Raw genomic sequence first — 14,770 nt, 5'->3', positions numbered from 1 at the left:
TGCTGCTTTTGTCTACAATCCTTGCTCTTTAAAAACTAAGTACAGACTCATATGTGCGCTTGCTTACTGCTCTTCGAAGCAGTAAGACGTGCCATGTAGAGCAAGTAGTGGAAAAAAGTTAATGGACGAATTTCAAAGCGTAAAGCTACGTGAAACACCCCCCTTGGACTCACAAAGCCTCGACTCAGATATAGCACGGCATGAGCTAGCGAACAATCGTTACACAGTCATTCGAGATTTCAAAGCGGGCTCGCTTGAACTACAGCAGGCTCTAGAGATCCTTTCGCTTAGCCGGTCACAGTTTTACAAACTGCTCCAACGGACGAGGGGGGCGCTCAGTTACCGCGCGATTGTATCTGACCGAAGCGGGAGAAAATTCGGCGCAAATACGATCCGTAGTGACGTGGAGAAGCTCATCGAGGACATGTTCCTTGAGCACTACCCGAAGGCGAGAACCTATTCCGCGGTCTGGAAAGCTTGTCAGACCGAGGGTGACAACCGACAAATTTTGCGACCGAGTTACCATACGGTTAAACGATGGATTCAAAAGCAACCGTATAAGCTTCTATACAAGATGAAGCACGGGAAGGAAGCGGCTGTTCAGCGTTTTGAGCTTCGTCCCGGCTACAAGGTAACGAAACGCCCTTTAGAATGGGTTCAGATTGACCATACAGTCATGGATATGCTGTTGGTCGATGAAGAAGATCGGACAAAAATCATTGGCCGGCCCTACATCAGCTTGGCAATCTGTATCCATACCCGCGTAATTCTCGGTTTCTATGTGTCCTTCCTGCCTCCCAGTGCTGTGACAGTCGCCATGTTAGTGGAGAATTGCGTCCTGCCGAAAAATGAAGTGCTAGAAAGGTGGGGATTACAGGCGTATTTGTGGCCCATGCATGGGTTGCCGGAGACAATCCATACCGACAATGCGAAGGAGTTCACCTCGGACGTTTTTGTTCTTAATGCGAAAGGCTTCGGCATCACGGTTGAGCACAGGATGATTGGAAAGAAGCATCAGGGTGGGCACATTGAAAGTCTGATTGGCAAGCAGATGATCCACTTGATCCACCAACTACCTGGTGGTACTGGTTCGAACACGGTTCAACGCAAGTCACTTTGCAGTGAGAAAACTGCCAGTATAACGCTAACAAGGCTTCGTCAGATGATGGTATATGCCATACATGCTTATCATGAGACGAAGCACTCAGCATTAGATCAGAGTCCTAGCCAAGCTTGGAACAAACATTACGAAAAGCATCCAGCCTATAGACTCCTGTCAGAAGCTCAGCATGAGCATTTTAAGTATACTTTTTATCCTGAAGTCTCAGATAAGGAAATCACCCCCGACGGGATCGGTATGTTTCGTAGGCAATATTCCTCATCAGCCTTGAAGGGTAAAGTTCGCCAGAAGGTTTTAGTCAAATATGACCCTTACGATATGAGCTATGTAATGGTTAAGCTTGACGATAAATGGGAAAAAATTCCATGCGTAAGGAACAAATTTAACAGGAGCGCCGATTTAGAAATTTATCGTTGGCAGCGTCAACAGAGAGGAGAGCGAGATGGAACCATGAGCACAGCAGGAGCACAATCGGCTGGGAAATTTCACCAAGCTGCCAAAGATGAATCCAAGCTTACGCGCCAAGAGAAATCGAGGAAAAAGCGTGAGAAAGGACTGGAGGACTACAGAAAGCAAAACGCTAAATCTGGGTCTGTTGCAACCAATGCCAACAAAGCAACTGAATCGGAGAAATCTCAAACTTCCAGCAACCCCAGTCCACAGCCGAAGTCTGGGAAAGTTAGTGCGACGAAAAAATCGAATATTTATGACGTCACATCGTTCTTGCAGCGTAAGCAGCAATCCGCTTGCGATGATGAGTCCCCAGTTATCTACGACAGCACCCCGATTCGGTGGTGAGACCAAAAAGTCTAGCTTGAGTATCCCAGGCCGGACAATTGCTTTGAATTTTAATATAAGCTAATTAATATTAGCGTCATCAATGGAATAAATAATTACGTCAACAACTTGCATGATTCAGTTGTGCGAGCACGGCTAATATTGTATATGCCTTGAAATAGGAGCGTTCAAATAACAGAAAAATATTGGGTTGGCCTTGTTCGCTGTCCGAGCGATCCGCATCGAAAGAAGAGGATCTTGCTTGTTTGAGCTCTCTTTTTTTGTGCGCTGCCATGTCAGATACTATGTAAGAAAGATCGGCTTGTTATTCAATTAAAATTAAAACCTATATTTAAATGGAAGATCTATTGTGAGCGAAGTTATTTATCCGCACGTACATGCGGCTGGTCAGCAGTATTTTGAACTTTCCGACGAGGATCGAATGATCGCATGCTCTAACGATTTTTGGGTGCAGTACCCTGCAGCGGAGCGAGTTATCAGCCAGATCCAATTCTCTATGAAAATGAAAAACAGGATTGTAGCACCCTGCATGATTATCGCAGCAGCAGGCGGTACTGGCAAGTCCGCTATTGTGAATCAACTTAAAGAGCGCAACCTATATGCTAATGACAAGTTGATATTTGTGACCATGCATCAAAACCCAAATAATTATAGTTTGCGCGATCTGATTCTTGTTGCGATGGGACTTGGGGTCGGCAAGAATGCACGCCAAGGTGGTAATCTAACGCCACAACTACAAAACAGGATCCAATCGCAGAACATCAGAGGTATTGTTATCGATGAGGTGCATGACGCCTTGACTTTGACGCCCGCACAGCAGAGCGCGAACTTATCGCTTTTGAAGAATCTCTCTAGTGATATTTATGGGTTGTCGGTTTTCGCATTTGGTGTAGAAGATGCTGCGGAAGTTCTTCGTCGCGACCCGCAATTGGAACGTCGCTATGCGGTCAAACAATTTGCCAGATGGGAAAACGGCGCCGAGTTCCGAAATTTCGTTGCAAGCTACATTCACCGACTGCCTTTGAAGAAGTCAACAAATCTGAAAGACCAGATCCTGTATTTGAAAATTATGGATAAAGGATTGGGTTTGACTGACAACATTGTGAAGATTCTCCAGAGCGCAGCGATGGCAGCGATCATCGACGGGAGCGAGCACATTACTCATTCCCATATCGATAATATCGAATCGATCATGGACGACTTCAGCTTCGCCCTGCGAGCCCAAGATTCTGAAGCATAGAGAGAGCAAATTTTGAAACTAGAGCACTCCATGGAAGTTGCTCGCACTATACTGGAAGGCCGTCATGGCTTCCAGTATGTTAGCGAGACTTGGCGCATTGCGTATTCTCAAATGCTAAAGTTTGTTGAGTATGAAGAGGGTGGCCAAGTGATACTAATTGATGGACTTGCAGGAAGCGGAATTTCGACTTTTTTAAGAGTTATGGTGTCCGATCCAGTTTTTTCTGGGGTTACTGTAACGCACAATTTATATGAATATGATGTGACTTTGATAGATAGAGTCTGTGCTGCCCTTTTATATTTAGAGCCTTTCGTTTCCCAGAAAGACGTTCCAGCATATTTGGCGGAGTTTTCATTTCTTACTGCCAGGAGAATGATTGTCATCGACGATCTGGATGTATTTGTGAGAAATGATAGGGACTCATTGCATGTCGTAAATCATATTAAAAAAATGACTGAGTGTCGTGGACGGTTCTGCTTTATCCTCTCAACACGCTCAATAGAGTTGCAATCTCAGATAATGATAAGTAGTTCAAGATTTCTCCAAGTAAGATTAAATCGTCAACTTAATTTTTCAAGCTGCTCCAAAATCATAGAGTCTTTTTGGCGTTGGAATAACAGTAAATTTCGGTTAAAAGCCCCCATGAGCAAATCAATTTTAGCCCTCTGCAGAGAGGTGGAATTTGAGATTGATCACGTAATCGATATTCTTCAGGATCTTTATGTGCTCGGCGTTTTATTTGGGAAGAACACGCAGCAGATCATTGATAGATGTGTATCAAGGGAAGAAATCAAGTTTGAGATTCAATCAAATGTCTATTCCTGAAATTTCGGAGGGGGAAAGTCTGTCGTCGTGGATGCATAGAATTGATTTGCTGGGAGAGCGTAATGGGCTTGACAAAGTGAATTGCATTAGTGAGTTTGAGTGCGGCCAGGCGGGGGCTGACATAATGCTTTCAATGGCGGACGATCCAGATTTTTTGGAAACTAACATAGAGTTGCCATTTTTCATCAATCGCCACGGTATATCGAAAGATCGCTTGGCCGAAAAATTTGGGCCTTGCGAGCGACCGTTAGTCCCAATTCAGTATCGGCGCTCATATTGTTATACATGCATGGAGGAAGGGTTGAGGGCTACGCGCAGCTTTGTCTGCAAGTTGGAATGGCGGTATCTCCTTCAACCTTTTTGTTCTGCGCATCGAGCTCTATTACGAGACGCACCTGAGGAATATTGTAATAACAAAGATTTCGGAGTCCGGCTTTTCGTGTCGCACCATAATAGAAAAACTTTCGACCAATATGATTTGGCATGTGAAGCTGATTCAGAGTTGCTGACACTATCTTGGAAGGTGCAGCTGCGGTACATGGGTCTCCGGCAACGGGCATCCCATCGCGAAGTGGCCCAACAACTGGACAACTTTATGCTAACTCTCGTAAGGGTGATGCTTTTACCTTGCTTCCACGCTTCGTACCGCAATGTTGATTTGTCAGGATGGGGTGGCCCTGATTGTTTTCCAAAGCATGGCCAAAGCTTGTATGTGAACTTTTATTTCGAGATTTACAGGGTGTCGTGCAGTGCGAGAGCAAGGGCACTGTATCTGAGTGGGTTATTGCTCGGTTGGATCGATCCCGGAGATGCTAAAACTGCGAGGGGGAGGGACTATTATATGGTCACTGATCGCGTGCAGATATGGCACACCATCGAAAAAAATTTGCGGCTGGGTAGGTGGTTCCATCAGCAGTTGAGGTTGTATGAGACTAGTCTCCTCGGAACATCCGATATGGGCGTTCAAGCGCGATGCGGAAGCGAATAATGCTGACGTATCTGTTTCCTGTTTATTTGACGACATCGATCCGCGTCAGATTACCAAGGAGTTTTGATACACGCCAAGTGACCCTGTGTTTTGTAGGGAACGCGAGAACCGGACACATCCTTACTTACTCGGCATCATTCGGCTATCCGGGTGTGGATCTCTACCAACGAGCGTTGCTCAACCTTCGAGGAAAGGAGTTAGGAAGATCTTCATGGCCTTCAACAATAACCTGGATTGGCAGGATTTTTTCCGGCGTTATGCCGGTAGATCCAAATTTCTCGAATCGGTATCCAGATGCAGATCGGGTATGTGCCTCCCTCAACTGGAGGTACATACGAAGGTTGAATTTGATCGATGAACAGGTGTTTCAGAACCGCCTGCTGCGTTGTTTGTTTGATTGGGGGCGTGATGAGATAGCTTTGATCAACGATCCCTATAGCATCAGTTTGGAAGCGCTTTTAAGAATCCTGTCGGCCACGGCTACGCGAATGAACCAGCTTTAACGCTCAATGAAAAGAAGCATGGTCGCTTGCTGGAGGGGGGCGCTGAAGAAGTAGCCGATGCTCGAGTTGAGCTCGATAAACACCGAGCGTGAGTCAATGAACTGCTTGCGCAGACTCAAGCCACCTTGGCGGATTTGCAGCGTCAGCACGACGGCCTTCAGGCCGCGCTCGACGTCCAGGTATCTGAACTGCGGATTCCACGGCCATCCGGCCACCTATTCCATGAACATACGGCCACTGATTCCACGGTGATCCGGCCACCCGTTCCACGCTCATCCGGCCACCCTTAAAGCAGGCAGCAACGCAGGATTAATTCACTACCATCGACCTCTTTTATCGAAGCGGAGAGGTCGTCGTGGAGCGGTTATCCATGCGTAAGATTCGAGAAGTACTACGTCTCAAATTCGAGGTCGGCCTATCTGCCCGCCAGGTCGCTGTCAGCTTGCAAGTGGGTCGAGCCAGCGTCGGTGAGTACCTCAATCGCTTTGCTGCCAGCGGCCTGACTTGGCCGTCTGCGCTAACGGACGCCGAGTTGCAACGGCGGCTTTTTCCACCGCCGCCCGCCGTTCCCAGCGATCAGCGTCCGATGCCCGACTGGGCATGGGCTCATGCCGAGTTACGTCGCCCCGGCGTCACCCTGGCCCTGCTTTGGCAAGAGTATCGGCTCAGCCACCCGCAAGGTTTCCAGTACAGCTGGTTCTGCGAGCACTACCGCCTCTGGGCCGCCAAGGTCGACGTGGTCATGCGCCAGGAACACCGTGCCGGCGAGAAGCTGTTCGTTGATTACGCCGGCCAGACCGTGCCAGTCATTGATCAGCGAACCGGCGAGATCCGCCAAACGCAGATCTTCGTCGCCGTCCTCGGCGCATCCAGCTACACCTTCGCCGAGGCCACCTGGTCGCAGAAACTGCCCGACTGGCTGGGCTCGCACGCCCGCTGCTTCGCTTTTCTTGGCGGCACATCGCAGATCTTGGTGCCCGACAATCTGCGCAGCGGCGTCACCAAGGCGCATCGCTACGAGCCGGACATCAACCCCAGTTACCGCGATCTCGCCGAGCATTACGGCGTAGCCGTACTGCCCGCGCGTTCGCGTAAACCCAAGGACAAAGCCAAGGTTGAAGTCGGCGTACAGGTCGTCGAGCGGTGGATCCTGGCGGTGCTGCGCAACCGCCAGTTCTTCTCCTTGGGCGAACTCAACACAGCCATCGCGCTGCTGCTGGATCGCCTCAATCAGAAGCCCTTCAAGAAGCTGCCCGGCTCACGCCGGTCAGCCTTCGAGACCATCGACCAACCTGCGTTGCAACCGCTGCCGGAACACCCTTACGTCTACGCCGAATGGAAAAAGGTACGCGTACACATCGACTACCACGTCGAGGTCGACGGCCATTACTACTCGGTGCCGTACCAGCTGGTGAAGCACCAACTCGAAGTGCGGCTAACCGCTAAGACCGTCGAGTGCTTCCACGCCAACCAGCGGGTGGCCAGCCATCTGCGCTCGCCGCACAAAGGCCGCCACACCACCCAAACCGAGCACATGCCCAAAAATCACCGCGAACATGCCGAATGGACGCCGCAGCGACTGATCCACTGGGCAGAGCAGACAGGCCCGAATACGGCCGGCGTCATCGCCTACATCCTCGAACGCCGGATCCATCCGCAGCACGGCTTCCGCGCCTGCCTGGGGATCCTGCGCCTGAGCAAACAGCACGGCGAAGAGCGGCTGGAAGCCGCTTGCCAGCGAGCGCTGGCACTGGGCGCGTGCAGCTACAAAAGCCTTGAATCGATCCTGCGCCAAAGGCTGGAACGGCTGCCGCTTGCCCAGCAAAACCTGCCGTTACTGCCCGAAGAACACATCAACCTGCGCGGCCCTGGTTACTACCACTGACCTGAAAAAGGAGCACCAAAATGCTGCCCAACCCGACACTCGACAAGCTACAAACCCTGCGCCTGCACGGCATGATCAAGGCGCTTGGCGAACAACACGCAACGCCTGATATCAACGATCTCAGCTTCGACGAACGCCTCGGTCTGATGGTCGACCGCGAGCTGACCGAGCGCGAAGACGCCCGCCTGACTACTCGCCTCAAGGCCGCACGACTGCGCCATAACGCCTGCCTGGAAGACATCGACTACCGCAGCCCGCGCGGCCTGGACAAATCTCTGATCCTGCAACTGGGTAGCGGCCAGTGGCTGCGCGACGGCCTGAACCTGATCATCGGCGGCCCAACTGGCGTAGGCAAAACCTGGCTCGCCTGCGCGCTGGCTCATAAGGCCTGCCGCGACGGTTACAGCGTGCGTTATCTGCGCTTGCCGCGCCTGATGGAAGAACTGGGCCTGGCCCACGGCGACGGCCGCTTCGCGAAACTGATGGCGGGCTATGCCAAGACCGACTTGCTGATCCTGGACGACTGGGGCCTGGCGCCGTTTACCGCTGCGCAACGGCGCGACATGCTTGAACTGCTGGACGACCGTTACGGCAACCGCTCGACGCTGGTGACCAGCCAAATGCCGGTGGACAAATGGCATGCGCTGATCGGCGATCCAACCTTGGGCGATGCGATCCTCGACCGGCTGGTGCACAACGCTTATCGGATCGAACTGAAGGGCGAATCGATGCGCAGACGCGCAACGAAATTGACGGCGACAGAGACTTCAGACTAACAATGCAAACCTGCGTCGCTGCGCTCCGACTGCCCGGCCGGATGACCGTGGAATAGGTGGCCGGATGTTGGTGGACTGAGTGGCCGGATGGCGTGGAATGCGCAATCTGAACTGAGTACGCGCCAGAGCAGCTTGCAATCCGAGCTCACTCGCAACGCTCGCCTGAGTCAAAGCTGCGCTGACCTAGAAGTACGGGTTCATGAGAAGGACGAGCAGATTCGCTCCCTGGAAGAAAAGCACCTGCACTCCCGGGACGCGCTTGAGCACTACCGTAATGCGGTGAAGGAGCAGCGCGATCAAGATCAGCGCCGGCACGAAGGGCAGCTTCAACAAATCCAGGTTGAGCATCGTCAGCTACAGCAGACACTTTCGGTGAAACAGGACGAGCTCAGCCGATTGAATCGAGATAACGAGCGGCTACTCAGCGACTCCCGCCAGCAGGCCAAGAATGTGACCACCCAAGGCGACACCATCACGAGACTCACTGGCGAGCTCAATGCATTGGCGATCGCGTCAGCTAGAGAGGAGGGGGCCAAAGAGCAGCTTATCGATCAGCTTACCAATTCCCGCGAGGAATCCGCCTCTCTCCGTAAATCCGTTGCTCAGGTCGAAATACAAGCCAAAAATGCGCAGACACTGTTGGAGAAGACTCAGAACGAGGTCGAAATGTTGCGGCATGAGCTAAAGCAGCTACAGCCAGAAAACAATCCATCACAGAGCGAGCGAGCAGATGATCAGCGTGAAAAGTGATACACATCGGAACCAATCACGCCCATTTGAATTTCGGGATGCACACCAAAGGCTCGGGGAAATTGTGATTGCTGGATAACTACAAGTACGGGGATATCGACGCGTTTCTTACGACAGTTCGAGTGGTGGGGCGGTGAGCTCGCCAGAAAGGTAAGCATGCCTCTTTCTGATCCATCATTAGGACTACACCTCTGAGGATACCCAGGTGGTTAAAGATTCTCGTGGATATGCTGGACTACCCTGGCAACGGGTTTGCTAGGTCTTCAGCGTTTCATGAGAGACCAGTCTTAATTGGCTGGGCGTAAGTGGTGCCGGCTGCTCTGGTTCGAGCCCGTAAATGACGTAGAGGCATGCAGGCTGCATTGAAGTCTTCATAGCTGAAGGGCGCCCATATGTTGCTCATGGCGCTTCGACCAAAACCTTGAGCGCACGCATACGCAACCGAACCGCGGTTTTCGAGACCTCGAAGTACTCACTTAGCGAGTTCGAAACAAGATTATATTGGTTTAGATTATCAGGCTGGTGATCAAGATACAGTGCGCCATGCCCCCGATTACGAATGCCAAGATGCCGGAGCAAAAGACCAAAAGCCGTGAGAAATTCGTCACGTGGCATGAGCAGGCACGAAGCAAAGGTATTTGCCTGCCACTCTAGCCGCTCGACTTCTCCTTTAGGGATGGTGATGTGCTGACTCTGATCGATATCTTGCGACCGAATACACTCACGAGTCATGTAGCGCCCATGACCTAAAGAATAGTGTCCGAGCTCATGAGCAAGGGTGAATCTTGCCAGATGCGAGTCCTTGTCACCGGTGAAGATTCTGATCTCCAGTGGCTTGAATGTGATGCTACCCAGAGCAGAGCCTGGCTCTTCAAGGAAACTCACTATCAAGCCACTTGAATCGCGTTCCTGGCCGATTAACTTGGCAAGGCTGACCGCGCCGCGAATGTAGGAAATGGACTTCAACGCATGTCCAGCCAGCACTTCGATGCTTTCCCTTGAAATGTACGCGACACGTGGCTTCGTAGCAGGAGAGGGCTGGCGAATCGACCTCAGTTCATCCTCGCTGAAACCATTTTCAAGCCCGAGTCCACTCCAAATACCTTCCCAGCCGTCCGTGTAACCAAAAGGGGTGACAGCATAGGCGCTGTAGACTGTTGGTCGGAACTCCGGGCTGGTCAGGGCATACTCTATCTCAGCCCGCTTACGTGCTCTTGCACCGCGCGCACCTGTGAGCAGTGCTCGAGGAAGCTCCCATCGAAACTCCGATGGGTCGAAGTAACGTAAAACGCCGAAACCTCTGTTTCGGGCAATGCTGAGGGTGCCGGACTGGAACGCACTCGTGGATGCGAAAATCCCTTTGACGTTGAAACCCGAGACCTGGCTGATTTTGGAGCCGAACTCTTCAATGTCGCCAACAGGGATCGTGCTGCTGTAATTCTTGCACTCAATGAGCACGAGCATTGATGGTTTTTCGAAGCCAGGCAGGAACACTTCAATCGCGATGTCGAAAATGATGTGGTCTTCACGGTCGCGAGAGAAGTAGCTCTTCTTCCGGTAGATCTTGCAGTATTCCGATCGGTACGGAAAACGGCCCTCCTGGATCTCACAGTTCAGGAAATCGAACACCTGCTCCTCAAATACATCTCCCTTGGCGTATGTGCTCAACATTTCAATTTCCATATAGAGCTAGAAGCCCCCCCGGCGGACTGTGGTGAAGCATCAGATCCTAATGTTTGAGTTTTCGACGATCACTGACAGCTGCTTACGAGAGATGTCTACAGAACGGAGCTTCTACCGCGAAAGGCCTGCAGATTGTCGAGGATGCCTCCCACAACTCTTCCTTTCCAGTAATCGGTCATCGTCTCAGCAATGAGCATGCTGATTATGGTTCTGTAGAGGCAAATCGCCATCACCAATTGAAACAGCAAGAAGGCCGGTCGATGCCGTTTGCTCTATATCTTCCAATGCCCATACACCGTAGACCTGGATAGCCCGAGCTTTTCCATAACATCTTTTCGGCTAAATCCTGCCGCCTTGAGTTCCTTAATAGCTTGAGCATTTTTGGAGCCTTCCGGCTTCCCTCGAGAGCGCTGCACAAGCGTTTCGTCAACGATCTGTGTTGCCAGAAGATCCAGCCCCCCCTCTGATCGGAAACTCTCCAACTGAACGCGTGCTCGTTCCAAAGCCGCTTCTGGGGGCTCGCCAGTGCTCATGGAAATGCTAATGGCCAAAAGGGCCACAGGGTCAAAATTCATCGGCGTGGAAAGCTCGATCAATTTATCAACGGTGATATTGATCTTTCCACGTTCGAGCGCACTGATGTTCGTGCGCGCGGTGACAGGCGCCAAGTCTTCGTATGCCAGCCCACGCACCGACCGGATTACTCGGATCGTTGCGGCGATCTCTTTCTTGAGCGACATGATTGCCCCTAAAAAGCGAGGATAGGGCCACACTCGAAGTGTTTAAATAAACGTCGATCAGTGTTATTATTATGGACGATGCCGGTTGAAAGCCTTGTGAGCTGCCGTTGTAGCTGCCTCTAGGCGTCCGATGGCGCCTCGCATTGACCTAATCGAGTTCGAAGGATCGTAAACGTATTAGATGTATTGACGCGATTCAAACCAGCAAACGTTGGTATTTCTTTCGGTCATGGAAGCAACGAGCTGTTTGTTAAATGGGCATGGAAGCGAAAATTCAAGTGTGGTGCCGCACTTGCGTACCACAGACGAGTATCTAAAAAATGTTTATCTCAGATGAGTCTTACTCAGTTCGTTTGCCTGGATTTTTTGGAAACGGGCAATCGGCTTGGAGAATGCTTGAGCGGCAATCGATGGATCCTTGGTATCAAGTCGTACGCCGGATCTGCGAAGGGTCAGGGCACCGCATTGAGAAATTGATAGCAACTAGCGCCTCTGTGTTGGTCGATATACTCGCGGATAGCAATGAGTCCAATTTGGTTGAGGTGGTACAGGTCATTACACCGCCCTGGATGAACGCCACTTCTTTAGATCGTATGGAGACTTTGATCGAGTTGACCGCTGGATACGGCCATGGCGGCGAATATGTGTTGCTCCACAAAGTCGAGTGTGGAGTGGTTTACAGCACGTCTTTTGATGGCACGAGCGGCACGAGTCCGCTCACGAAAGCGAAAACCATCTACGAAGACCCCAACCGTAACGTGTCGACAGTTCAGGAGTGTTCCACAGCATTGATGCCAAAAAATCTGGAATAACTCGAGACTGATACGGTATGAAACTCAGAATTTTTTCAGATATGCACAACGAGTTCGCTCCGTTCGAGCCCGCCTCTAGCGACGCGGACGTAGTAATTCTCGCTGGCGACATTGATATCAAGTCACGTGGCGTTAAATGGGCGAACGAGGTATTCCAGTGTCCGGTGATCTACGTGTGCGGCAATCATGAGTACTACGGTGGCCACATTGATCACACCCTACGCAAGATGAAGGAAGCGGCAATGCCGCATGTCCATGTACTCGAAAACGAAGTGCTGATCCTCGATCAAACCCGGTTTTTGGTTACAACGGCTTGGACGGATTACTCTTCAACTGGGGATGTCGTTGCGGCGAAGCGCATCGCTTGGGAATGCATGAACGATTTCACCGTGATCAGAACCGATGCAAATTTCCGACGCTTGCGTCCAGATGACTTGATCGCTAAATCAAGGGCGGCTTACGCCTGGCTTTCTGAGGAGTTGGACAAGCCCTTCGCCGGTAAAACTGTTGTCGTCACTCATCACTCTCCGGGTTTGGATCACGTGGCTGATGATCTTCCCGCACACCTAGACGCAGCCTACGCCAACGAATGGCCGGAGCTTCTGGGCAAGGCTGATCTTTGGGTCTATGGGCACACTCATGTGGCAGCAAGCTTCACCAAAAATGGATGCCATGTGGTCTCAAATCCACGCGGTTATCCTGGGCAGAGCACCGGTTTTGATCCTGAGTTGATTATCAAGCTTTGAAGGCTGGCGACTCATCCGCGTTCAATCAAATTGAGAACTTGAAATGGCAACATTGGAGGAAGTCGCGCAGCTTTTTTACGGAGAGGGTGAGGCCATACCTGGATGGGAGGGCTCTCGGGAAGACCTGATTTCCTTGGCGTCAAAGGCATTCCCGGGCAAAGCATTTTGCGTGGTGAAAAAGTGGATTTTGATCGACCTCACCATAGCGCCTGATGAGAAGGAAAAGCTTACGAAGCTCGGCTTGCTTCCTGCAACGCTCTTCGCTCATGAGGTAGTCCTGGACAGCAGAGGGCGCTTCCAACCTCGCATGTGGGTACGCAGTAACTTCGGAAAATCCTTCACCGAAGGCTATATGTTTGAAACCAAGAACACCGTCTACCTGCTCTCTGGGGCAGGCCAGAAAAAGACGGCTAGCTTAGGTGCCGCGTTTTCGATGTCGCCCGCGTGAGTGGTAAAAACCGCAAACACATAATGAGTCATTTTGGAGATTTGGCCGGATGCCTGATGTAGTCGAAGTAGAGCTTCATGGTAAGGATGTTAGTGACTTTCAGCTGCGTCGCTTGGTGCGAGCGAGACATCGAAAATACAGCGTGCCAATTACCGCTTTCATCAGTGATGCTTTCATCGCTGAGGACACGTGTGCAGGTGTTTCTTTTGACCACGCAGAGAAACACGAGGGCTACCGAAAAGTAGATGGTGCCATCCTGCGAACAGGAAAAATCCACACCGTAAGGAAAGAAGGGCGTTTCTGGCTGCTCGAAGCACAAGATGGCAATTACGTCATTGGCAGCTTTTTGCGAGGCGTTGGACGGGGGAGTTTTCTGAAGTTTTTGCGCACCGGCGAACGCATCTGAGAGTTCAATCAAAGAGCTCCGACCGCAATCGGAGCTCTTCATTCTTAGGCCCTACTTTGTGAATCCCTCACCTATTCCCCGTTGCTACGAGACTAGAGACCGGCCTTCATAGCCGAACTCGCTCAACAATTTTTGCAAGAACTCGCGCCGTCTTTGCACAATACACAGGATCAAGTAATCCCTGTCCGTATCTCTCGTCGACAAATGCCCGGCACCCACCAGGCCATGGATGTAACCCTCAGCTTTGCCCCTGGCTTCAAGTAAGGCTTCGATGGAGGTGCTTTTGTAGATGTCGCTAGCGATGAGCTGCCACCGCTTCATTTGACGCTGTCCAACCGCGTCGTCCGAAAATTTTGGTGCGCTGATCATTACTTCGAAATCGCTAGGTACGTTGGGTGTGCTCAAGGCAGGTTCTCACGACGGTTAAATCTGACCGCAGGCTATCATGCGTACACTTAATCGCCTGTCACTACCTGGGCATTGGTGAACCACATGCCTGATTGGATCATTCCCCCGGTACGGCCAGCCGCTTGCGCGAAGAAGCGATTGCCTTTCTACCGGAAATTGCACAGGATCGCACGCCAGCTTAAATCCATTCTGACCAGCTTTTTGCATCGAATTTGACGCTGAATCTAGATGAGCGACCGGCAGAGATCGACCCAAAACTGCCGTCGACGACTCAGCTTATGGCATGTGTAGAATAGCGGTTTTCCCATTTTCAAAGGAATGATCCAGTGATCACTTGCCACGTCAGGTATGTAATCGATCCCTACCAGATCCCGGCTTTCGAAAGCTATTCTCGCCATTGGATTCGTGTGGTGACCCGTATGGGAGGAAACCACCACGGCTACTTTCTACCAGCCGAAGGCGCCAACAACATCGCTTACTGCCTATTCAGTTTTTCCAGCCTGGCAGATTATGAGCAGTACCGTAGGGAGGCCGGAGTAGATCCTGAGTGCGTTCAATTGGTGACGCAGGCTACCGAGCAAAAATTCATCCTGAGCTACGAGCGCAGTTTCCTTCGCCCCATTCTTGATTGAACTGACGTGT

15 protein-coding genes are annotated in these 14,770 nt (G+C 51.3%); 12 read left to right on the top strand and 3 right to left on the bottom strand.

Annotated elements, in window-relative coordinates; all coding sequences use genetic code 11:
* Nucleotides 1-121: 121 nt before the first annotated feature.
* The 4 genes from ACYZTM_RS00405 (at nucleotide 122) to ACYZTM_RS00390 (ending at nucleotide 5,474) form a co-directional block, all read left to right on the top strand.
* Complete coding sequence (locus tag ACYZTM_RS00405; RefSeq protein WP_461986327.1) at nucleotides 122-1,918, top strand: Mu transposase C-terminal domain-containing protein; 1,797 nt, start codon at nucleotides 122-124, stop codon at nucleotides 1,916-1,918.
* A 349-nt stretch (nucleotides 1,919-2,267) separates the two neighbouring features.
* On the top strand, nucleotides 2,268-3,158 hold the full coding sequence (locus tag ACYZTM_RS00400; RefSeq protein WP_461986325.1) for a TniB family NTP-binding protein: 891 nt from the start codon (nucleotides 2,268-2,270) through the stop codon (nucleotides 3,156-3,158).
* A 30-nt stretch (nucleotides 3,159-3,188) separates the two neighbouring features.
* Nucleotides 3,189-3,983: a hypothetical protein gene (locus ACYZTM_RS00395; protein ID WP_461986323.1), complete on the top strand. Its 795-nt coding sequence runs from the start codon at nucleotides 3,189-3,191 to the stop codon at nucleotides 3,981-3,983.
* Nucleotides 3,984-4,970: 987 nt separating this feature from the next.
* Complete coding sequence (locus ACYZTM_RS00390; RefSeq protein ID WP_461986321.1) at nucleotides 4,971-5,474, top strand: hypothetical protein; 504 nt, start codon at nucleotides 4,971-4,973, stop codon at nucleotides 5,472-5,474.
* Here the strand turns inward: ACYZTM_RS00390 and ACYZTM_RS00385 are convergent.
* A complete protein-coding gene (locus tag ACYZTM_RS00385; protein WP_461986319.1) occupies nucleotides 5,471-5,689 on the bottom strand; it encodes a hypothetical protein in 219 nt (72 codons plus the stop codon). The genes ACYZTM_RS00390 and ACYZTM_RS00385 overlap by 4 nt on opposite strands.
* A gap of 155 nt (nucleotides 5,690-5,844) precedes the next feature.
* Here ACYZTM_RS00385 and istA point away from each other — a divergent pair, with 155 nt between their 5' ends.
* From istA to ACYZTM_RS00370, 3 genes are all read left to right on the top strand, one after another.
* Complete coding sequence (gene istA, locus ACYZTM_RS00380; protein WP_461986317.1) at nucleotides 5,845-7,359, top strand: IS21 family transposase; 1,515 nt, start codon at nucleotides 5,845-5,847, stop codon at nucleotides 7,357-7,359.
* A 20-nt stretch (nucleotides 7,360-7,379) separates the two neighbouring features.
* Nucleotides 7,380-8,135 carry an IS21-like element ISPsy14 family helper ATPase IstB gene (istB, locus tag ACYZTM_RS00375; RefSeq protein ID WP_025163932.1) on the top strand — a complete coding sequence of 252 codons (756 nt, stop codon included), beginning with the start codon at nucleotides 7,380-7,382 and terminating at the stop codon, nucleotides 8,133-8,135.
* An 87-nt stretch (nucleotides 8,136-8,222) separates the two neighbouring features.
* Nucleotides 8,223-8,885: a hypothetical protein gene (locus ACYZTM_RS00370; protein ID WP_461986315.1), complete on the top strand. Its 663-nt coding sequence runs from the start codon at nucleotides 8,223-8,225 to the stop codon at nucleotides 8,883-8,885.
* A 399-nt stretch (nucleotides 8,886-9,284) separates the two neighbouring features.
* On the opposite strand, the gene ACYZTM_RS00365 is transcribed toward ACYZTM_RS00370, so the two are convergent.
* Together ACYZTM_RS00365 and ACYZTM_RS00360 are read right to left on the bottom strand one after the other, a co-directional pair.
* A complete protein-coding gene (locus ACYZTM_RS00365) occupies nucleotides 9,285-10,556 on the bottom strand; it encodes an ImmA/IrrE family metallo-endopeptidase (RefSeq protein ID WP_461986313.1) in 1,272 nt (423 codons plus the stop codon).
* 284 nt (nucleotides 10,557-10,840) lie between these two features.
* The gene (locus tag ACYZTM_RS00360) at nucleotides 10,841-11,308 is read right to left on the bottom strand and encodes a resolvase (RefSeq protein ID WP_461986311.1); all 468 of its coding nucleotides are present in this window, start codon (nucleotides 11,306-11,308) and stop codon (nucleotides 10,841-10,843) included.
* A gap of 320 nt (nucleotides 11,309-11,628) precedes the next feature.
* On the opposite strand from ACYZTM_RS00360, the gene ACYZTM_RS00355 reads away from it, so the two are divergent.
* From ACYZTM_RS00355 to ACYZTM_RS00335, 5 genes are all read left to right on the top strand, one after another.
* Complete coding sequence (locus ACYZTM_RS00355) at nucleotides 11,629-12,120, top strand: hypothetical protein (protein ID WP_461986309.1); 492 nt, start codon at nucleotides 11,629-11,631, stop codon at nucleotides 12,118-12,120.
* Between the two features lie 17 nt (nucleotides 12,121-12,137).
* A complete protein-coding gene (locus ACYZTM_RS00350; RefSeq protein WP_461986307.1) occupies nucleotides 12,138-12,866 on the top strand; it encodes a metallophosphoesterase family protein in 729 nt (242 codons plus the stop codon).
* A gap of 43 nt (nucleotides 12,867-12,909) precedes the next feature.
* On the top strand, nucleotides 12,910-13,314 hold the full coding sequence (locus ACYZTM_RS00345; RefSeq protein WP_461986305.1) for a DUF6957 family protein: 405 nt from the start codon (nucleotides 12,910-12,912) through the stop codon (nucleotides 13,312-13,314).
* A gap of 49 nt (nucleotides 13,315-13,363) precedes the next feature.
* Complete coding sequence (locus tag ACYZTM_RS00340) at nucleotides 13,364-13,720, top strand: hypothetical protein (RefSeq protein WP_461986303.1); 357 nt, start codon at nucleotides 13,364-13,366, stop codon at nucleotides 13,718-13,720.
* 734 nt (nucleotides 13,721-14,454) lie between these two features.
* A complete protein-coding gene (locus tag ACYZTM_RS00335; protein ID WP_461986301.1) occupies nucleotides 14,455-14,760 on the top strand; it encodes an NIPSNAP family protein in 306 nt (101 codons plus the stop codon).
* The last annotated feature ends 10 nt before the right edge of the window (nucleotides 14,761-14,770 follow it).

The organism is Pseudomonas sp. MDT2-39-1, from assembly GCF_054898085.1.
Note: the sequence above shows the minus strand (reverse complement) of the source record. Positions and strands in the feature narration are given on the sequence as shown.